Below are 20,200 nucleotides of genomic sequence, written 5' to 3'. Positions count from 1 at the left end.
CCGTATCACAACAAAACAACGCCGGAATCCCGGCGGAATTTTCATGTTGACCCGTTGGCTCTGGCCTGGGGTGAGGACGAGGAACCGTACCTACTTTCTTGTACCCGGATAGTTTACCACTGCGTGCGGCACTTGTCAAGCATAATTTTAAAATTCCCGGCCCAAAACCTTGTCATTCCGAGGAGCGCAGCGACGTGGGAATCCGCGTCCCCCGTCCCTTGGCCCCCTTGTGAAAGGGGGCTGGCATCGCCGCAGGCGATGACTGAGGGATTCCGTTTCCAAGACAGCTTTCCGGTGTCGGAATCCTTCCGTCACGGGCTGCGCCCGTGCCACCTCCCTTTAACAAGGGAGGCTGCTGGACGAAAGTTACGGATTGCCACGTCGGGGCTGCGCCCCTCCTCGCAATGACAGGTCTCGAACGGACCGGGAATCCCAAATTATTTTGTGTCGTGGATCTGGCTGACCTTCAGGCGGTTGATGGCCCGGGCCAGGGTGGCCTGGGCGAACTTATACTCCTGAATGGTCTGCTTCTGCAAGATGGCCTCCCGGGCCCGGGCCTCCGCCCGCTTGGCCCGGTTGGCGTCGATCTCGTCGGGGCGCTCGGCGGAGTCGGCCAGCACCAGCACCTCATTGTTCTCCACCTTGATGAGGCCCCCGGACACGGCGGCGGTGCGCCGCTCCCCGCTGGGCAGGGTGACGCTCATGGCCCCGGGAATCAGGGCGGCGATGGTGTTGCTGTGGCCGGCCAGGATGCCCATGGAGCCGTCCACCGCCGGGACGGTCAGGCTGACGCACGGCCCCTCGTAAAAGGGCCGGTCTGCGGCCAGCACCCGCAGATGGAACTCCTTGGCCATTTACGCTCCCTCCGCTTCCAGCTGCTTGGCCTTGGCGGCCACATCCTCCAGGGTGCCCACGTTATAGAAGGCGGCCTCGGGATACTGGTCGGCCTCGCCGTCTACAATGGCCCGGAAGCCCTCCAGGGTGTCCTTCAGGGGGACATATACGCCGGGGATACCGGTGAACTTCTCTGCCACGTGGGTGGGCTGGGCCAGGAAACGCTGGATCTTCCGGGCCCGGGTGACGGTGGTCCGGTCCTCGTCGCTCAGCTCGTCCATGCCCAGGATGGCGATGATGTCCTGCAATTCGCTGTATTTCTGAAGGGTCTCCTGCACCTGGCGGGCCACCCGGTAGTGCTCCTGCCCCACGATGTCCGCCTCCAGAATGCGGGAGGAGGACTCCAGGGGGTCCACCGCCGGATAGATGCCCTGCTCGGCGATCTTACGGCTCAGGACGGTGGTGGCGTCCAGGTGGGCGAAGGTGGTGGCGGTGGCCGGGTCGGTCAGGTCGTCGGCGGGGACATAGACGGCCTGGACGGAGGTGACGGAGCCGTCCTTGGTGGAGGTGATGCGCTCCTGCAGCTGGCCCATCTCGTTGGCCAGGGTGGGCTGATAGCCCACGGCGGAGGGCATTCTGCCAAGCAGGGTAGACACCTCGCTGCCCGCCTGGACGAAACGGAAGATGTTGTCGATGAACAGCAGCACGTCCTTGTGCTCCTGGTCCCGGAAGTATTCCGCCATGGTCAGGCCGGACAGGGCCACCCGCATACGCACGCCGGGGGACTCGTTCATCTGGCCGAACACCAGGGCCGTCTTGTCAGACACGCCGCTCTGGCGCATCTCGTGCCACAGGTCGTTGCCCTCGCGGCTGCGCTCGCCCACGCCGGTAAAGACGGAGTAGCCGCCGTGCTGCATGGCCACGTTGTGAATGAGCTCCTGGATCAGCACGGTCTTGCCCACGCCGGCGCCGCCGAACAGGCCGATCTTGCCGCCCTTGGGATAGGGCTCCAGCAGGTCGATGACCTTGATGCCCGTCTCCAGGATTTCCACCGCGGGGCTCTGCTCCTCAAAGGAGGGGGCGGGGCGATAGATGCTGCTGCGGGGCACGTCGTCGGCCACGGCGGGGCCGCCGTCGATGGGCTGGCCCAGCACGTTGAACATGCGGCCCAGGGTGGCCGCGCCCACGGGGACCTGGATGGGGTGGCCGGGGGCCTCTACCTTCATGCCCCGGGCCAGGCCCTCACTCCCGGCCAGCATCACGCAGCGGACGGTGTTGTCCCCCACGTGCTGGGCCACCTCCATGACCCGGGCGGTCCCGTCCTTCTTCACGGTAAGGGCCTCACGGATGCGGGGCAGATGCCCCGCCTGAAACTCCACGTCCACCACGGGACCTGATATCTGTACAATGGTTCCGATCTTCACGCTGTTCCGCCTTCCTTCCTGTGCTTGCGGCGCTGGGCCTTGGCCCCGGCGGACACCTCGGTGATCTCCTGGGTGATGGCCGCCTGGCGGACCCGGTTATACTGTAATGACAGCTCGCCCAGCAGCTTCTCCGCGTTCCGGTTGGCGGCGTCCATGGCCGTCATCCGGGCGTTTTGCTCGCTGCAAAAGCTGTCGATCAGGGCGCTGTAAATAAACCCGGCCACATAGCTGTGGATCATGCCGTCCAGCACCGCGTTCACCGACGGCACAAACTCAAAGGGGTCGCTGACCGCCTTTTCCTTGGTGGGCGGGGCAAAGTAGGTCCGGTGGAAGGGCAGCAGACGGGTGGACAAGGCCTGAGAGGTCAGGCTGTTCTCCATATCCGTGTACACCACAAAGATCTCCTGCAGCTCCCCCCGGTCATATTCGTCCAGCAGCAGGGCGCAGATCTCACGGGCCCGGTCCATGGTGGGGTTTTGTGCCGTGTAAAGAAAGCTCTTGGCCACGGGGATCTTGTGCTGCTTGAAAAAGTGGCGGCCATACTCCCCCACCACGAACAGCTTGGTGTCCGGGTGCTGGTCCAGCAGGCGCTGGGCCTCTTTGATGACATTTTGGTTATAGGCCCCCGCCAGGCCCTTGTCCGCCGTGATGACCAGGCAGCCATAGGTGCCTTCCCGGGGCTTCGTCACGTCGGGGGGATAGAAATAACGGCTCTCCACCCCGTTGGCCGTGCGAAAGATGCGCTTGATCTCCACCCGCAGGGCCTGGAAATAGGGGCGGGTCTTGCTCAGGTCGTCCTTGGCCCGGCGCAGCTTGGTGGAGGCGATGAGATACATGGCGTTGGTGATCTTTCGGGTCTGCTGCACGCTTTCGATGCGCTGTTTGATCTCCTTGATGCCGGCCATGTCACTCACCACACTGTTCCGGCGAATTTCGCCTGGTCAAAAATGCCTTGGCCAGCCTGACGATCTCCTGCCGGTCCTCATCGGGCAGCTTACCCGTCTGATCGATGCGCTGGCACAGGTCGGGGGCCTGGCCCTCCAACTCCTCGATCAGGTCCTGCTGGGCCTGGTCGATCTGGTCGATGGGCACGTCCTGGAACAGGTGGCCCAGGGCGGCCACCAGGGTGACGACCTGCTGGTGCTGGTTCAGGGGGTGATACTGCCGCTGGCGCAGCAGACGCATCAGGCCCTGGCCATAGACCAGCTGGCGCTTGGTCACCTCGTCCAGGTCGCTGGAGAACTGGGTGAACACCTCCATCTCCCGGTATTGGGCCAGGTCCAGGCGGATGGCTCCGGCGGCGGACTTCATGGCCTTGGTCTGGGCGTCGCCGCCCACACGGGACACGGACAGGCCCACGTTCACGGCGGGGCGCTGGCCGGAGAAGAACAGGTTGCTCTCCAGAAACAGCTGGCCGTCGGTGATGGAGATGATGTTGGTGGGGATATAGGCGGACACATCGCCGGCCTGGGTCTCCACGATGGGCAGGGCGGTCATGCTGCCGCCCCCCAGCTCGTCAGACAGGTGGGCCGAACGCTCCAGCAGACGGGAGTGGAGATAGAACACGTCGCCGGGATAGGCCTCACGGCCCGGGGAGCGCTCCAGCAGCAGGCTCAGGGCACGATAGGCGATGGCGTGCTTGGACAGGTCGTCATAGACGATGAGCACGTCCCGGCCCTGATACATGAAATACTCGCCCAGGGCGCACCCGGCGTAGGGGGCGATGTATTGCAGAGAGGCGGGGGCGCTGGCGGGGGCATTCACCACCACGGTATAGTCCATGGCCCCCCGGCGGGTCAGGTTCTGCACCAGCTGGGCCACGGAGCTGTCCTTCTGGCCGATGGCCACATAGATGCACACCACGTTCTTGCCCTTCTGGTTCAGGATGGTGTCCAGAGCGATGGCCGTCTTGCCCGTCTGCCGGTCACCGATGATCAGCTCGCGCTGGCCCCGGCCGATGGGGAACATGGCGTCGATGGCCAGCAGGCCGGTCTCCATGGGGGTGTTCACCGGCTGGCGGTCCAGGATGCCCGGGGCCGCCGCCTCGATGGGGCGATACTGGTCGGGGGTGATGTCCCCCTTGCCGTCCTCGGGGACGCCCAGGGCATCCACTACACGGCCCAGATAGTCATCGGCCACCGGCATACCGGCGGTCTTGCCGGTGCGGCGGACGATGCTGCCCTGGGCGATGTCCTCGCTGCCGCCGAACAGGATGCAGCCCACGCAGTCCCGGCGCAGGTCCTGCACCATGCCCTTCACGCCGTTGGAGAAGACCAGGATCTCGCCATACTCCGCCCGCTCCAGGCCGGAGACGGTGGCGATCTCGTCGCCCACGGTGAGCACCTGGCCCACCTCCTCCGCCTGGGCGGCAGGGGTCCAGTTCTCAATGGCCTGGCGCATCAGGGGGACGATGTTCTCCTGGCCCGGCTCCAGCTGCTGCATTCGCTCCTGGAACTGGCGCATCCGGCCCTCCAGGCTCCAGTCGTATACGTCAGAACCGGCTTTCAGGCGAAAGCCCTTCTCCAGGCTGTCGTCCTGCTGCCAGGTCAGCTCCGGCTCCTGGCCATAGGTCCGCTTTAAAAAGGCCAGCAGACGGCTGCGCTGCTTGTCCGTGGGGGCCTTGGCGCTTTGCAGAACGGCGATCAGCTTCTCGTCACTGCTCTGTGTGCTCATGGCCGCTCCCCCTCTCCGCCGCGTTCAGGAACTGGTCCAGGGCGTCGCCGTCAGACTGGAGCACCAGCTTCTCCGCCGCCGTCACCGCCAGCTCCTGAAGCTCCTTCTGAGTGTCCTGCACCGCCTTGTCGTGATAGCGCTCGGCGGCCTGGCGGGCCGTGGCCAGAATGGCCTGGGCCTGCTTGTCGGCCTCGTCCATGCGCTGCTGGGCGGCCCGCTTCATGGTCTGCTGGGCCTGGGCCTTCTCCTGGCGGATCTCGTCACCGGCCTGCTTCAGCTGCTGGCGATATTCCTCCTCGGTGGCCTTGGCCTGGTCCAGCCGCTGCTGGGCCTCGTTCTCCATCTGGCGGTAGTGCTCCTCCCGCTGGTCCATAAACTTGCGCACCGGGTGGTACAGCAGGAAATACAGGCCCCCCGCCAAAATGGCGAAGTTCAGCAGGTGAAGGATGATCTGCTGCCAGTCAATATTCAGTGGGATATTCACGGCGCTTCACCTACCTTACAGGACAAAGATGATCAGGATAACCACCAACAGGGCGTAAATAATGGCCGTTTCGATAAATACCAGGCCCAGCATCAGGGTGGTGCGGATCTTGCTCTCCGCCTCGGGCTGGCGGGCAATGCCCTCCACCGACTTACCTGCGGCGATGCCCATGCCCACGGCGCCGCCGGCGGCGGCCAGGCCGATGGCGATGCCGGTGGCCACGGCCTTCAGGCCAAGGCTGCTATCCGTCTGAGCAGACTCGCTCTGCTGGGTCTGGGCGGCATCCGGGGCAGGGGCGGCACCATTCCCAGCGGCGAAGGCGGGGATGGCCATGGCCAACAGGGCCGCGATAACGAACAGGGCCGCAACGATCTTCTTCATTTTGTGCATGATAAACTCCTCCATTTCTAACAAGAAAGCATTCGCTTCGGAACAGATTCAACCTCACGCCACCTGGGGCGTGTCTTTCCGGCTGTGGTGCTGCGCCCGGACAGGCTTGGGCTCCTTCTCCGGCTCGGGCTCGTGCTGGGACACCTCGCCGTAGAACATGGCGGTGAGCATGGTCAGCACATAGCTTTGGATCACCGCGTGGAGCAGGGTGAACAGCACACCCACCACCACGGGGAGGATATAGCTCAGGTTGATGTAATAGTACACAAGCTCCGTCACCAGCAGGCCGCTGAGCAGTGCGCCGAAGAGACGGAAGCTCATGGAGATGGGCAGGGAGAACTCCTTCAGCGTGGCCTTCACGCCCTTGATGCCGTTGCCCGCGATGCCGCCGGACAGGATGACCACATAGGACAGACAGCCCAGAGCGATGGCTCCGTTCACGTCGGACAGGGGGGCGGGCAGGGTGATGGCCCGTCCAGCGGTGGTGATGGCCTGAAAGCCGAACAGTTCGAACAGGGTGCCCACAAAGATATAGACGCCCGCGCCGAAGATGTACGCCCCCAAAAACCGGTTCATCCGGGGGGAGGACGTCTTGGCCATGCGGTCAAACAGGCCCACCACCTCCTCCAGCACCAGCTGGCATCGGCCCGGTACATATTTGAATCTTGGTATCCAGAATATCCGCAGCACCGCCGCCGCGATCAGCAAGATCGCCGTGACCACAAAGCCCGAAATGAGCCCCGGGTTCACCGCCTTCCAGCCCAGCAAATTGATCCGGTTCTCATTGTGGAGCACCGCGTCCCGCATGGTCTGCTGAATGGTCTCTGACTGACCGGCATGGTTCCCGGTGAGGATGGAGGCCGCCAGCAGCACCGCCACGATCAACAGCCACAGCAGCACTTTTTTCCGTTCTTTCATGTTCATCGCCTCGTTTTCACGTTGCACTTTCCAGATTCCCTACTCTGATAATAGGTAACCCTTCAATCCACCTGTATTATACTCTCCGCCTTTTTGAATGCAAGAGCTCTGAAGTGATTTTTTATTCATTTACTGATATCTTTACGCAATCTAAACATTGTCTACACCCTGTATACAGATAAATACAGCGCGGCCCCATCCTCCCCCCAGGATACAGCCGCGCCGTCGCTTTTCCGTCAGTTTATTCCCCCGCCAGCCGGGCCAGGCGCAGGGACAGCGGAGCCACCACCAGCATCTGGATGGGCAGGGCAATGGTAAAGTTATAGGGCAGATAGGTGAAGAAATCTACGATCCCGGCCATGCCCCGCTGGCCGGACACCACCACGGAGAACACCGTCATGGCCGCCGTCATCAGCACCACCATGGAAAAGCGCAGGACGAACACCTTCACCAGCTCCGTGTCCTCCGGCCCGGTCATCAGGGCCACCACCCGCCGGGACAGGGGCGTACACACCAGCAGGTCGCACAGGATGCCCACCACAAAGCCCAGCGGCAGCCGCTGGAGGGCGATGAGCCACGCCTGGGCAGAGCAATAGCCCTGGCGCACGTCGATATTCAGCGCGGCCATGACATAGATCATAATAAAACTCATAATAAAGCTGAGGCAAAGCCCCTGTTTCTTGTTGTGCGGCATAAGTACATTTCTCCTTTTCTCTTGCAGAAAACAAAAAAATAAATGCCGTCTGCCCGTCTGACATTGGGCAAACAACATTTATTGTCTTTGGTTCCTGATGAAATTGTATCTATATTCTAGCAAATTCTCCGCCGGGATGTCATGGCGATTTTACATGATTTTCGCGTGTTTTTTTCATCGCTTTCTGCGAAAACATCTCTAAAAAAGCAGCAATTCGCATTTGATTTTGACGGGTCCTCTGTTATACTTACAGTGTAACAGAGTGCAGATCGCTGGCATTCTGCATTTGAACCGTGCAATGCGATAAACACAGGCACAAAAATATAGTAGAGGGTGTGTCAAAATGACGCCATACCGCTGGAGAATATGGGCTGTGCTGCTGTGGATCGGCTCTCTTTTTGTGCCGAGGGTCATAGCAGCTATCGATATCCCGGGGACAAAGATCATAGCATTTTTTCTTCTGATCGCTGGCTTCGGTTCGGTCATCTTTGGGACCCTGAAATATTGGCGCTGCCCGGAATGCGGAGGGTTTCTGCGGTGGGACCGCTTTTTCACTCTGTCAGACTGCCCACATTGCGGATACAAGTTTGAACAGTGAAAATTTGTCTGCTTGACAATCCCATTTTCCAGTGATATAGTACCCCTGTTAATATGGCTGAGACGGAGAAGCATCCGCTGGAGGCGCACAGAGAGGGACATGTTTGCTGGAATTGTCCTGCGCTTATAAGGCGGACGTACCACTCCCGAGCTGCCCGGGAATTTGATCTAACCGGGACGGGCCCGCCCGTTACAGCGGTCACTGAGAAAGCGGCGGTTTTAAAAACCGCAAGCAGGGTGGAACCGTGGAGCGTTTATTGCGCCTCACCCCTGGACAACAACAGGGGTGAGGCGCTTTTTGCTTTGCCCCAGGGGCGGCAGAGCCGCCGGGAAAGGAGAATTTCACATGGCAGAAGAGAACAAGGAGTTTACCTTTGAGAATGAGCAGTACCGCCAGACCTATTGGCACACCTGCTCCCACATCATGGCCCAGGCCGTCAAGCGCCTGTGGCCCGAGGTGAAGCTGGCCATCGGCCCCTCTATTAAGGAGGGCTGGTACTATGACATGGACGCCCCCTTCGCCTTCACCCCCGATCACATGGCCCAGATCGAGACCGAGATGAAGAAGATCTGCAAGGAGAAGCTGAAGCTGGAGCGGTTCGAGCTGCCCCGGGAAGAGGCCATCAAGTTCATGGAGGAGAAGAACGAGCCTTATAAGGTGGAGCTGATCCAGGACCTGCCCGGCGACGCCCACATCTCCTTCTATAAGCAGGGCGAGTTCACCGACCTGTGCGCCGGTCCCCACCTGGACTCCACCGGCCGGGTGAAGGGCAACGCCATCAAGCTGCTCACCTGCAACGCCGCCTATTGGCGGGGCGACTCCAACCGTGAGACCCTGCAGCGCATCTATGGCATCGCCTTCCCCAAGAAGGACGAGCTGGACGCCTATCTGGAGCGGCTGGAGGAGGCCAAGCGCCGGGACCACCGCAAGCTGGGCCGTGAGCTGGGCCTGTTCATGACCAGCGACCTCGTCGGCAAGGGCATGCCCATGTTCCTGCCCAAGGGCTATACCGTGTGGCAGATCCTGGAGAACTATATCAAGGAGAAGGAGCGCAAGCTGGGCTATCAGCACGTGATGACCCCCTGCGTGGGCACCGTGGACCTGTACCGCACCTCCGGCCACTGGGACCACTATAAGGAGAACATGTTCCCCGCCATGGAGGTGGAGGACGAGAGCTTTGTCCTGCGCCCCATGAACTGCCCCCACCACATGATGATCTACGCCAACCGGCCCCACTCCTATCGCCAGCTGCCCGTGCGCATCGGCGAGGTGGCCCACGACTTCCGGTTCGAGGCCAGCGGCACCCTGAAGGGCATCGAGCGCGCCCGTCACTTCTGCCAGAACGATGCCCACCTGTTCGTCACCCCCGACCAGATCAAGGACGAGGTGGCCGCGGTGTGCGATCTGATCTTCGACGTGTATAAGGACTTCAACATCACCGACTATCGCTGCGTCCTGTCCCTGCGGGACCCCGCCGACAAGAAGAAGTATCACGACGACGACGAGATGTGGAACAAGGCCGAGAACGCCCTGCGTGAGGTGCTCACCGAGCTGGGCATCCACTTCACCGAGGAGATCGGCGAGGCCGCCTTCTATGGCCCCAAGCTGGACGTGAACGTAAAGCCCGCCGTGGGCGCGGAGTATACCCTGTCCACCTGCCAGTTGGACTTCTGCCTGCCCGCCAAGTTCCACCTGCAGTATGCCGACTCCAACGGCGAGGAGCAGACCCCCGTGGTGCTACACCGGGCCATTCTGGGCTCCCTGGACCGCTTCATGGCCTACCTCATCGAGGAGACCATGGGCGCCTTCCCCTGCTGGCTGGCTCCCGTCCAGGTGAAGGTCCTGCCCGTCACCGACCGGGCCGCCGACTACGCCCAGGAGATCCGCAGCTACCTGGACGACCACGGCTTCCGGGTGGAAGTGGACGAGCGCAACGAGAAGATCGGCAAGAAGATCCGCGAGACCACCCTAGAGAAGGTGCCCTTCATGCTGGTGGTGGGTGACCGGGACATGGAGAACAAGACCGTCTCCGTCCGCACCCGCGCCGGCGAGGACCTGGGCGCCATGAGCCTGGAGGACTTCGCCGCCAAGCTCCGCGACATCGTGGACAACAAGTCCGACAAGTAAATCCTGCTTCACAGACAAAAGGGCCGCCCGGCTGGGCGGCCCTTTTTTGCGCGCCGCTGTCCATTTTCCCGCGAAGTTTAACATTTTATTTACGCATTTTGTGGTATGCTGGCCTATGATATAGGGAATATCACAAAAGAAGCTCCCCCAGCTCCTGTGTTCCCGCCCCCGCCGGTGGCGGGGCGGGACATCAGGTGTGGGAGCAGAAAAGGCGGCGAGTGCTTTGAACGGGAAATTATTGACCTGGCGGCAGCGGGGATGGCTGTGGCTGCGGCTGATGGTGCGGCTATTGCTGGCCCTGCTGGCTGCGGGACTGGTGATCTGGGTGGGGAGGCCTATGCTGTCCCTGCTGGCCCCCTTTGTGGCGGCGCTGATCACGGCGGCCATTTTAAATCCGATCGTGCGCCGCTTGCAGCGGCGGCTGTGCTGGTCCCGGCGGGCGCTGACCATGGTGCTGCTGGTGGTGCTGTTCGGTCTGCTGGGGGCGGGGCTGGGCTTTTTGGGCTATATCGCCGGGCAGGAGATTGTGGCCCTGGCCCAGAACCGGGACGGTCTGCTGGAGAGTCTGCAGCGCATGATGGACCAGCTCCAGTCCCTGTCTGACCGGCTGTGGGCCCTGGTGCCCGAACAGCTCAGCGACCCGATGCAGGAGGCCATGACCGGTCTGCTGAACTGGCTGAACCAGACCACCCCCGCCCTGGTCCAGCGGCTGGCCGACTATACCACGAACAAGGCCATGGGGGTACCCTCCTTCTGCGTGGCCCTGGTGGTATATGTGATGGCCGCCTATTTCCTCACGGCGGACTATCCCTATCTCCGGGCCAGGGCCGCCCGGGGTATGGACCAGGGGCTGCTGGCCTTTCTTGGCGAGGTGAAAACCGTGGCCCTGGGGGCCTTCGGCGGCTATTTAAAGGCGGAGCTGCTGCTGTCCGTGGGGGTGTTCTTCATCCTGCTGGGCGGCTTTGTCCTCACCCGGCAGCCCTACGGCCTGCTTCTGGCATTAGGCCTGGCGGTGCTGGACTTTATCCCCATCGTGGGGGCGGGGACGGTGATGGTCCCCTGGGCGGTGGTGGAGCTGGTCACCCGAAATTTCCCCAGCGCCATCTCTCTCATGGTCATCTGGGGCGTCATCGCCCTGTTCCGCCGGGCCATGGAACCGAAATTCGTGGGGGACCAGACGGGCCTGTCCCCGGTGCTCTCTCTGCTCAGCGTGTATGTGGGCATGAAGCTGGGGGGCGTGCTGGGCATGATCCTTGGCCCGGTGCTCACCCTGGTCCTGCTGAATCTGGCGGGCATGGGCCTGTTCCGGGGGCTGCGGCTGGATCTGACCGCCGCGGCCTGGGATGTGGCCGCCATCCTGTCCCACAGGCCGGAGGACGCCTGACAGAAGCCGAGAAATTCACATCTCATTTTGGGAATGTTTAAAAAATGATATGTTTTTCTTCATGCTTTCTTCATATTTCCGCGCTATCATATCCACAGTTCCAAGGGGAACACGAAATACGACAAAAATTTGAGGGGAGTTTGACCAGTATGGACGACTTCAATTTTTATAACAGCGAGAACGACGGATACCGGGGCGGCTTTGGCGACTACAGCGACCCCATCCCCACCAGCGGCGGCCCTGTTCAGCCCAATCATCCGGGACAGGCCCCCAATAAAAAGGGCGGCAGCGGCAAGCGCATCGCCGCTTTGATCCTGGCCTGTGCCATCGTGGGCGGCGGCGCTGGCGTGGGCGGCGCGGCCCTGTACGGCCACTTCAACGGCTCCGGCTCCACCACCATTTACGAGGCGGTGGATCACCCCCAGGTCCAGACCGTGGTGAACAGCAACAGCGGCAAGGCCATGACCCCCGAGCAGCTATACGCCGCTAATCTTGGCTCCTGCGTGGGCATCACCGTCTCCACGACAACGGTGAACATCTTCGGCCAGGCCACCACCTCGGCGGCCTCCGGCTCCGGCTTTGTGCTCACCCAGGACGGCTACATCGTCACCAACTACCACGTCATTGAGGAGGCGGCCAACGACTCCTCCGTGTCTGTGGAGGTGGCCTTTGAAAACGGCGACAAGTACACCGCCAAGCTGGTGGGCGGCGAGAAGGACAACGACGTGGCCGTGCTGAAGATCGACGCCACCGGCCTGACCCCCGTCACTCTGGGCGACTCGGACAAGCTGGTCGTTGGCCAGAGCGTCTATGCCATCGGCAACCCCCTGGGCGAGCTGACTTACTCCTTCACTGACGGCATCGTCTCCGCCCTGGACCGGCTCATCACCACCAGCAGCACCGACTCCAACGGCCAGACGGTGAGCACCACCCTGAACGTGCTGCAGACCAACTGCGCCATCAACCCCGGCAACTCCGGCGGCCCCCTGTTTGACAGCTATGGCAACGTGGTGGGCATCGTCTCCGCCAAGTATACCCAGTCCGGCTCCGGCGTGTCCGCCGAGGGCCTGGGCTTCGCCCTCCCCATCAACGACGTGAAGGACATCCTGTCCGACCTGATGGAGCACGGCTATGTCACCGGCAAGCCCTATATGGGCGTTCAGGTGACCAACGTCTCTGACGAGGCCCAGCGCTATGGCGTGGCAGCCGGCGCCGCCGTGCAGTATGTGGCCGACGGCTCCTGCGCCCAGAAGGCTGGCCTTCAGGTGGGCGACATCATCACCGCCATCGATGACACCGCCATCGACTCCTCCTCCGCCCTCACCGCCGCCCTGTCCAGCAACTATAAGGCCGGGGACAAGGCCACGCTGACCATCGTCCGGGACCAGAAGGAGCAGAAGCTGACCATCACCTTTGACGAGAAGAATTCCGAGACCGAGGCCAACAACCAGATCCAGCAGAACCAGCAGTCCCAGCAAAGCCAGCAGGGCCAGCAGTCTCAGCAGGGCCAGGGCGGCTATTACCAGTGGCCTTTCGGCGGCTTCAACTGGTAAGCCTGCCCCATAGCTTAAGTTTCCGATCATTCTGATTTTCCTCTTTTTCTTCTTTTCTCTTTTCTTTCCTCTCTTTTTTCTCTCTATTCCAGAAACACCCCGGCCCGCAAGAATTTATCTTGCGGGCCGGGGTGCTTTTTGCGGTGAGCGAAGCTCAGAACTTGTTATACAGAGCCAGGATGAGGATGGCGGCCTCCTCTACCTTGGTCTTATCTTTCGGGGCCACCCGGCCGCCGTCCTTGCCGGACATCAGGCCGTTGTTGGTCAGCAGGGCCACGGAGTTCACGGCCCAGCTGTCGATGTTGGCGGAGTCGGTGAATTTGGGGTCCATCTGGGTGCTGGCGTTGGTCAGGGTCTGGCTGCCCCGACTCTGGTCCACATACTCGATGACCCGGTTCAGCATGACGCAGATCTCCTGGCGGGTGATCTTGTCGTTGGGGGCGAAGCGGTCCTCGCTCTTGCCCGCAGTGACCCCGGCGGCCACAGCCTTGAGCACGGCGGGGTCGCTGGTGTCCTGGAAGGTATTTTCGGCGGGGGCGACGCTCTTGCCGGTGGCCTTTTCAATGAGGTTCACCGCCAGGTCGGCAAACTGCAGGCGGGTGATCTGGTTCTGGAAGCCGCTGTCGGTGCGGTCGGTCAGCAGGCCCTTGTCATAGGCGGTGTCCAGCAGGTCCCGGGCCCAGTCATCGGCGGAGGAGGGGTGATAGCCCTCGCTCTCCTGGGTCTGAATGGTATAGGTCTTGCCGCTGGCGCTGCCGTTGACGGTGAACTTACCGTTGGTGGCGATGACATACAGCTTGTGGCTGCCGGAGGACAGGGCGTCGCAGTCCAGGGTGTAGTAATAGGGGGCCTTGCTGCTGGAGTACACCGCCTTGCCGTCCACGTAATAGGTCACGGTGGTGGCAGCGGAGGAGGGGAACACGGCATAGGTGGCCAGCTGGATGCGGCCCTGGCCCTGGCTCACGTTGGACAGGGCGGTCCAGGCAGGGGCGGAGGTCTGGCCCGCCTTCAGATAGGAGCCGTTGGCCTGGATGGCGCTCTCATAGGTGCTGGCCAGGGTGGAGCTGCCGGACAGGGCATAGTGATAGGCGGAGCCGGACATATCCTTGTCGAAATAGAACACGGCCTTGGTCTGGGGGAAGATCATGTTGGCATAGGAATAGAGCTTGTTCAGCTGGTCGGCGGCATAGGCGGTCTGGTCGCCGCCGGCGGCGCTGGTGTAGGAGAAGCCGCACTCGCTGATCATCAGGGGCTTGTTGTGCTGCTGGGCCAGGCGGGCGATGGGCCGCACCAGGGTCAGGGGGTCAGAGGAGTACAGGCCCCGGCCATAGTAGGCGTCGTTGCCATAGGCCGCCGCGTCAAAGGTATAGGCGGCAGCCTGTCCGGCGTAGGCGCTGTTCTGATAGTCGGACACGCCGATCCAGTCCACATACTGGTCGCCGGGATAGAACTCGGCAATGGTGTGGTTCCGGTCACTGATCGTCGCGGGGGAGAACACCGTCTTGATGTTGGAATACTGATGGGCCTGGGCGGCGATCTTCTGGAATGCCTGAATATACGTGGCGCTGTCGATGGAGGACCAGTTGTTCATCTCCGCACCGATGCGTAGCAGCACCGTGGCGTTCAGGCTGCCCATGGCCCGCAGGCCCTCGGCGATGTAGCTGTCGGCGGCGCTGTCCAGCACCCGCTGGGCCCCGGCGGTGGACTCGGGGCTGAAGTTCCAGGCCAACTCGATCACCCCGCCGTCGGCGGCGGAGGCAAAGGCGGCGGAGGTGCTCTTATAATAGTTGATCCAATAGTCCACGGAGTAGCCGTCCATAAAGTTGACGTACATCAGGCTGGCGGACTCGCCGGTGCGGGAGCCGCCCACAGCGGAGCCGTACCAGGTGCCGTTGGCCGCGGCCCCGGAGCCGGAGAAGGACTTGCCCGCCCCCTCCTGAAGGGCATAGACCTCCACGCCCCGGGCGGCGTTGAGCTGCTCTAAGCGGGCGTCGATGTTCAGCAGGGCATCTTTATAGCTGGTCACGTTCTTATCCAGCCACTGGGCAAAGGTGCGCTCCCGCTCCAGCCACTTCACGGCCCCGGCCAAATCGCCCTTCATCTCCGCGCACCAGGAGGCCCGGGCGCACTTGCTCTCCAGATTGTTGCAGATGTCGGCGCACAGCGGGTCCTTCATCAGCAGGTCATAGGTCTGCTGGGCCACGGTGAGCACCTGGTCGGCGCTCTTGGCGGCCACGGCCTGGCTCCAGGCGTCGTGGAGCTTCCAATAGGCGGAGGGATAGGTGTAGGCCGAGGCGGTGATGCACATCCCCGCAGTCAGGGCAGCTGCCACGGCCACCGCCATCAGGCGGCGGAACAGTTTTTTCACGAAAAAGACCTCCTAAGTTTCAATTTTTCCCAAAAATGGACTCTCCTTTTCCACAGGTAACTTTATTATACGGCGACCCGTGGCAAAAGCAAGGGGAAAAACCGGAATCTTGGAAAATCTATCATAATCATGGGTTACGGATTGCCGCGTCGCTGCGCTCCTCGCAATGACAGGTACAATCTTGGCTCCCCCTCCGGGGGAGCTGGCACGGCACAGCCGTGACTGAGAGAGCCAATCAACTCTTGCCAAATTCTACATATTATGCTACAATGACCCTGGCGCATGGATATGCGCTGGCGCTGCCAGTATGCGGTAGGCGGGGGTCCCTCTTTCGGGAGGAGGCCACACTTCTTTGAACCTCCTCCACTACATCGGAGGGGGGTGATGTCATGGTCACTTATTCCGACCTGTTTCAGCTCGGTATCCTGATCGTCAGCATCATTTCTCTGGTTCTCCAGGTAAATAAGAAGAAGTAACCGCCCAGCCCCCAAGCTTTGGCGATTACTTCTCTAAAGCAACATTGAGGGGCCCCCGTCTACCGGCAGCGCCTCTCTTTAGCTTTAGTATAACATGATTTGGAAGTTTGTCAATCCCCCCGTCGGGGGATTTGTTTTTTGCGTGGGATACGGATTGCCGCGTCGGGGCTTTGCCCCTCCTCGCAATGACGTGGCCAGGAACTTGGCTCCCCCCGTGGGGGAGCTGTCAGCGCAGCTGACTGAGAGGGCCGTCCCCATAATTATTTTTCCCTGATCTCATACAGATCCGTTCTGCGGGCAGACAGGATGGGCAGCTGTTGGCGCACGGCTTTCACGCGGGCCAGGTCCAGGTCGGCATACAAAATCGTCTCTTTTTCGTCGGCCCGGCAGAGCACTGTGCCCCAGGGGTCCACGGCGATGGAGTTTCCATAGGACACATAGCTGCCGCTCTCGTCCCTGGCGGGGGCGCAGCCCAGGGTGAAGCACTGGTTGTCCACCGCCCGCTGGCGGAACAGCAGCTCCCAGTGGGCGGGGCCGGTGGTCATGTTAAAGGCTGCCGGGACGACGATGGCCTGGCAGCCCCGCAGGCACATGCACCGGGCCAGCTCCTCAAAGCGCAGGTCAAAGCAGATGCACAGACCCATGGGGCCAAACTCCGTGTCAAAGGTGGTGATCTGGTCCCCGGGGGACAGGGTGTCCGACTCCATAAAGCGCTGGCCGCCCGCCACGTCGATGTCGAACAGGTGGACCTTCCGGTGCTTGGCCAAAAGCTCCCCCCGGCGGCCATAGACATAGGAGGTGTTATAGACGCGTCCGCCCTCCAGTTCGGGCAGGGAACCGCCCACCACATAGATGCCCAGCTCCGCCGCGGTCTTGGACAGGGCCGTCTGGGCGGGACCGCCCGCTTCCTCCCCATAGGCCCGGAAACAGCCGTTGTCATAGGGGCAGCAGAACATCTCTGGCAGCACCGCCATGTCCGCCCCCTGCTCCGCCGCCCGGCGGATATATTCACAGGCCACAGTGATGTTCTTCTCTTTGTCCGCCGTGACGGACATCTGAATGAGTGCGACGCGCATGATGAGACCTCCTGAACGTTTATTTAAAAATATTATAAAATGGGACCGGCGCGTCTGTCAAAGTATTTGACAAGGCACGCCGGTCTTTTTTAGGAGGGTGAAATTACTTGCTCTGCTTGCCTTTGCGGGCCTCCATGATGAAGGGGGTGCAGACGGAGATGACCATCAGGATCATCAGCACCACGCAGATGGGGCGCACGAACAGGGTGCCCAGGGTAGCGGAGAGGGAGTTGCCGTTGAGCAGCAGGGCCTGGGACAGGCCGGCCTCGGCAATGGGACCCAGGATCAGGCCCAGCACGATGGGGACCACGTTGTACTTGTAGAGCTTGAGGATATAGCCGATGACGCCGAAGACCAGCATGACCACCACGTCCCGCAGGTTGCCCCGGACGGCATAGGTGCCCATGATGCTCAGGGACAGCACAAAGGCGCTGAGGATGTTCTTGGGGGTCAGGGTGACCTTGGCAAAGTGCTTGGCGCCGAACATGCCGATGAGCACCATCATCAGGTTGGCGATGAACAGGGCGCAGATGAAGGGATAGGTGATCTGCTTCTCGGTGGTGAACAGGCCATAGCCGGGGGTCAGGCCGTGGATGGTCAGACCGGACAGCAGCACGGCGGTGGTGGCGTTGCCGGGGACGCCCAGGGTCAGGGTGGGGATCAGGGTGCCGCCGGTGACGGCGTTGTTGGCCGCCTCGCAGCAGGCCACGCCCTCCCGGGCCCCGTGGCCGAAGTCCTCCTCCTTGCTGAACATCCGCCCGGTGTTGTGGGAGACATAGGAGGCCACGTCGCCGCCGGTGCCGGGGATGATGCCCACCACGATTCCGATGATGGCTGAGCGGAGATAGACCACGGGATAGCGGACCAGGTCCTTCAGGTGGATCTTGGCCGCCTTGAACTGGGCGATCATGCTCTTATCCGCCGGAACGATGGGGTCTTTGATGGTCGTGAAGATCTGGGAGACGCTGAACAGGCCGATGACGGCGGGGATCATGGTGATGCCGCCCATCAAAAAGTGGTTGCCAAAGGTGAACCGGGCCTGGCCCTGCATGGGGTCCATGCCGATGCAGGCCACCACCAGACCCACACAGCCCATCATCAGGCCCTTCAGCACGTCCTTGGTGGACAGGGAGGCGATGATGGTCAGGCCGAACAGGGCCATCATAAACTTCTCCTGGGGGCCGAACTGGAAGGCGAACTTGGCCAGGGGCGGCGCCAGGAAGATGAGGGCCAGCACGCTGACGATGCCGCCCCAGAAGGAGGCCACCGACGCCTCTACCAGCGCGGCGTGGGACTTGCCCTTCGCCGTCATGGCATAGCCGTCCATGGCGGTGGCGGCGGCGGCGCTGGTGCCGGGGGTGTTGATGAGGATGGCGGAGATGGACCCGCCGAACATAGAGCCGCAGTAGATAGCACCCAAAAACACCAGGGCGGTGGTGGGGTCCATGCTATAGGTGATGGGGATCAAAACGGCGATGCCCATGGTGGGGGTAAAGCCGGGCAGCGCGCCCACGGTGATGCCCACCACTGTGCCCATCAGGGCAAACAGCAGATTGATCGGGGAGAAGGCCGTGATAATATATCCAATGATCTCAGACATGACGCTTCTCTCCTTTCACAGCAGCAGGCCCTTGGGGAAGTGGACCCCCAGCAGGGCGAAGAGCTGATAGATGACAACGGAAAAGATCAGGGTGACCACCACGTCGCGGATGACGTGGGCCTTGTCCCGCTTGGGCTCGAAAAAGAGCACCACCGCCAGGGTGGCCAGAGTGGCCGTGACCAGATAGCCCACGATGGGCACCAGGAACACCCACAGGGCGGCCACGATCAACAGCACGGCGGAGCGCTTCAGCTGGGACAAATTCAGGGGGAACAGTGCGGCGTGGTCCCGGCTCTTCTGCCACTGGACGCCCGCCACGGCGGCGTTGGCCACGGACAGGGCCCCGCCCACTATGCAGATGAGCTTGGGCCAATAGGCGGCGCTGTCGCTGAGTCCCTGGGCATAGACATAGAAGAAAATAAAGAAAGCGAGGACAAAAAGACTGCTGAAGAAATTACGTTTGTTCAATGAATTCACCTCGTTATCACGGCAGGGAAAGGACGGGCCTGCTGCCTCCCCGGCTGGGGAGACAGCAGGCCGATCTGATCAGTCTATCAGCCCAGCTCGGCCAGGACGGGGGTGATGAGCTCCACGGTGTTGTGGATCATGTCGGTAAAGTCGGCAGAGTTGGCATAGTTATAACCGAAGTTGGCCTCTTCAGCGGCCTTCTGGAAATCGGGGTCCTCCAGGGTGGCCTTCACGGCGGCGTCAAAGGCGTCCACAGCGGCCTGGTCCACGCCCTTCATGTAATAGAAGCCGGCGAAGGTGTCGGTGCAATAGCCCTCGTAGCCCAGCTCGGCCAGGGTGGGGATGTTCTCAAAGCCGGGGGTGGTGGACTTGGTGCCCAGGTTGATGAGCACGTTATAGTCGGTGCGGCCCACCAGGTCGGGCTCGCTGACGGCGTGGCCCATGACGTGGCCGCCCATCACGGCGGTGTAGCAGTCGGCGGTGCCGCCGGTGAAGGGGACGCTGAGGGCGTCCAGGCCCTCGGCCTTCAGAAAGGAGGCAAAGGCCAGGTGGGCGATGCCGCCGTTACCGGCGTTGGCATAGGTGAACTTGCCGGGGTTGGCCTTGATATACTCCAGCAGAGAGGCGCCGTCGGTAAAGTCCTTGTTCTCGGCTGACACGGCCATATAGAAGGGGGAGGCGGAGACCTGGGCCACAGGGATCAGGTCGTCCACGGTGTACTCGGTGTCCCCTCCGGCGGGCTTATACACGGTGGGGGTGGGCAGGCTGAACAGGATGTTGGTCCCGTCGGCGTTCTGGCCCAGGAAGTCGGTGGTACCGATGGTGCCGGAAGCGCCGCCGGCGTTGACCACCACGGTGTTCACGCCCAGGTGCTTCTCCAGATAGGGCTGGATGAAGCGGACCTGGCTGTCGGTGTTGCTGCCGGCGTTAAAGGGCACGGTGATGGTGACGGTGCCGGTGAACTGATAGCCGCCGTCAGAGGCGTCGCTGCCCGCGGCAGAACCGGAACCGGAAGCGGCGGAGCTGGAGGAATTGGAAGCGCCCTGAGAGCAGGCGGTCATAGACATCGCAAGGACAAGGGCCATCGCGGCCGCAAGGATCTTTTTCATAGTCTGGTCCTCCTATTATCTTTA

Annotated in this window: 17 protein-coding genes; 4 read left to right on the top strand and 13 right to left on the bottom strand. The window is 61.9% G+C overall.

Annotation, left to right across the window (positions count from 1 at the left end; genetic code table 11):
- Positions 1-437 precede the first annotated feature (437 nt).
- The 8 genes from atpC to ACSAMP_RS06430 form a co-directional block, all read right to left on the bottom strand.
- The gene (atpC, locus tag ACSAMP_RS06465; protein WP_457799872.1) at positions 438-854 is read right to left on the bottom strand and encodes an ATP synthase F1 subunit epsilon; all 417 of its coding nucleotides are present in this window, start codon (positions 852-854) and stop codon (positions 438-440) included.
- Positions 855-2,258 (bottom strand): F0F1 ATP synthase subunit beta, encoded by a 1,404-nt coding sequence (gene atpD, locus ACSAMP_RS06460; RefSeq protein WP_457799871.1) that lies wholly within the window; start codon positions 2,256-2,258, stop codon positions 855-857. It lies immediately after the preceding gene.
- A complete protein-coding gene (gene atpG, locus ACSAMP_RS06455) occupies positions 2,255-3,163 on the bottom strand; it encodes an ATP synthase F1 subunit gamma (RefSeq protein WP_457800064.1) in 909 nt (302 codons plus the stop codon). The genes atpD and atpG overlap by 4 nt, the downstream gene beginning before the upstream one ends.
- Position 3,164: 1 nt before the next feature.
- On the bottom strand, positions 3,165-4,931 hold the full coding sequence (gene atpA / locus ACSAMP_RS06450) for a F0F1 ATP synthase subunit alpha (RefSeq protein WP_457799870.1): 1,767 nt from the start codon (positions 4,929-4,931) through the stop codon (positions 3,165-3,167).
- Positions 4,912-5,415 (bottom strand): F0F1 ATP synthase subunit B, encoded by a 504-nt coding sequence (locus ACSAMP_RS06445; RefSeq protein WP_457799869.1) that lies wholly within the window; start codon positions 5,413-5,415, stop codon positions 4,912-4,914. The genes atpA and ACSAMP_RS06445 overlap by 20 nt, the downstream gene beginning before the upstream one ends.
- 15 nt (positions 5,416-5,430) lie before the next feature.
- Positions 5,431-5,805 carry an ATP synthase F0 subunit C gene (atpE, locus tag ACSAMP_RS06440; RefSeq protein WP_227148053.1) on the bottom strand — a complete coding sequence of 125 codons (375 nt, stop codon included), beginning with the start codon at positions 5,803-5,805 and terminating at the stop codon, positions 5,431-5,433.
- 54 nt (positions 5,806-5,859) lie between these two features.
- Positions 5,860-6,723 (bottom strand): F0F1 ATP synthase subunit A, encoded by an 864-nt coding sequence (locus ACSAMP_RS06435; protein ID WP_457799868.1) that lies wholly within the window; start codon positions 6,721-6,723, stop codon positions 5,860-5,862.
- Between the two features lie 241 nt (positions 6,724-6,964).
- Positions 6,965-7,417, bottom strand: a complete 453-nt coding sequence (locus tag ACSAMP_RS06430; protein ID WP_441796362.1) for a DUF2798 domain-containing protein — start codon at positions 7,415-7,417, stop codon at positions 6,965-6,967.
- A 943-nt stretch (positions 7,418-8,360) separates the two neighbouring features.
- On the opposite strand from ACSAMP_RS06430, the gene thrS reads away from it, so the two are divergent.
- From thrS to ACSAMP_RS06415, 3 genes are all read left to right on the top strand, one after another.
- The gene (gene thrS / locus ACSAMP_RS06425) at positions 8,361-10,142 is read left to right on the top strand and encodes a threonine--tRNA ligase (protein ID WP_457799867.1); all 1,782 of its coding nucleotides are present in this window, start codon (positions 8,361-8,363) and stop codon (positions 10,140-10,142) included.
- Positions 10,143-10,365: 223 nt separating this feature from the next.
- Positions 10,366-11,526 (top strand): sporulation integral membrane protein YtvI, encoded by a 1,161-nt coding sequence (gene ytvI, locus ACSAMP_RS06420; RefSeq protein WP_457799866.1) that lies wholly within the window; start codon positions 10,366-10,368, stop codon positions 11,524-11,526.
- Between the two features lie 149 nt (positions 11,527-11,675).
- A complete protein-coding gene (locus ACSAMP_RS06415; RefSeq protein ID WP_457799865.1) occupies positions 11,676-13,079 on the top strand; it encodes a S1C family serine protease in 1,404 nt (467 codons plus the stop codon).
- A 154-nt stretch (positions 13,080-13,233) separates the two neighbouring features.
- On the opposite strand, the gene ACSAMP_RS06410 is transcribed toward ACSAMP_RS06415, so the two are convergent.
- Complete coding sequence (locus ACSAMP_RS06410) at positions 13,234-15,447, bottom strand: S-layer homology domain-containing protein (protein WP_457799864.1); 2,214 nt, start codon at positions 15,445-15,447, stop codon at positions 13,234-13,236.
- A gap of 389 nt (positions 15,448-15,836) precedes the next feature.
- Here ACSAMP_RS06410 and ACSAMP_RS06405 point away from each other — a divergent pair, with 389 nt between their 5' ends.
- Entirely contained in the window at positions 15,837-15,923 is an 87-nt protein-coding gene (locus ACSAMP_RS06405; RefSeq protein WP_441796409.1) for a putative holin-like toxin, read from the top strand.
- Between the two features lie 260 nt (positions 15,924-16,183).
- On the opposite strand, the gene ACSAMP_RS06400 is transcribed toward ACSAMP_RS06405, so the two are convergent.
- The 4 genes from ACSAMP_RS06400 to ACSAMP_RS06385 all read right to left on the bottom strand — a co-directional run bounded on the left by ACSAMP_RS06400 (position 16,184) and on the right by ACSAMP_RS06385 (position 20,176).
- On the bottom strand, positions 16,184-16,999 hold the full coding sequence (locus tag ACSAMP_RS06400; protein WP_457799863.1) for a carbon-nitrogen hydrolase family protein: 816 nt from the start codon (positions 16,997-16,999) through the stop codon (positions 16,184-16,186).
- Between the two features lie 103 nt (positions 17,000-17,102).
- On the bottom strand, positions 17,103-18,599 hold the full coding sequence (locus ACSAMP_RS06395) for a tripartite tricarboxylate transporter permease (RefSeq protein WP_457799862.1): 1,497 nt from the start codon (positions 18,597-18,599) through the stop codon (positions 17,103-17,105).
- Between the two features lie 15 nt (positions 18,600-18,614).
- Positions 18,615-19,067 (bottom strand): tripartite tricarboxylate transporter TctB family protein, encoded by a 453-nt coding sequence (locus ACSAMP_RS06390; RefSeq protein ID WP_441796369.1) that lies wholly within the window; start codon positions 19,065-19,067, stop codon positions 18,615-18,617.
- A gap of 86 nt (positions 19,068-19,153) precedes the next feature.
- Entirely contained in the window at positions 19,154-20,176 is a 1,023-nt protein-coding gene (locus ACSAMP_RS06385; RefSeq protein WP_441796370.1) for a tripartite tricarboxylate transporter substrate binding protein, read from the bottom strand.
- Between the last annotated feature and the right edge of the window lie 24 nt (positions 20,177-20,200).

It is taken from the genome of Flintibacter sp. SJQ-8, from assembly GCF_054108085.1.
The sequence above is the reverse complement of the archived record's forward strand: the minus strand, read 5'-3'. Positions and strand labels throughout refer to the sequence as shown.